This window comes from Extibacter sp. GGCC_0201 (assembly GCF_017566055.1).
In the GTDB taxonomy this organism is placed as follows: domain Bacteria; phylum Bacillota; class Clostridia; order Lachnospirales; family Lachnospiraceae; genus Extibacter.
In genome coordinates this window covers 1-221 of sequence record NZ_JABFCH010000180.1, presented here as the reverse complement: position 1 = coordinate 221, position 221 = coordinate 1, and the positions used below count along the sequence as shown (strand labels likewise).

Here is a 221-nt window from a genome sequence, read left to right as displayed (position 1 = left end):
AGTTCCCGGAGGAATTCCGGTGATACGTATCCTGTATCTATATTTATAGAAGAGATAGCGCTTCAGCCGGAAAACAAAAGGAAGGACAGGTACGGTATGCAGTTAATTGCGGCAGTGGATAAGAACTGGGCTATTGGTCATAAAGGGCAGATGCTGGTTGCGATACCTGCGGACCAGAAGTGGTTCCGCCAGGAAACGATGGGAAAAATTATTGTGATGGG

Annotated in this window: 1 protein-coding gene; it reads left to right on the top strand. The window is 47.1% G+C overall.

The features are described 5' to 3' along the window. Positions 1-96: 96 nt before the first annotated feature. Positions 97-221, top strand: a 125-nt coding sequence (locus tag HJV72_RS20445) for a dihydrofolate reductase (RefSeq protein WP_208073470.1), incomplete at its 3' end; no start/stop codon positions are given.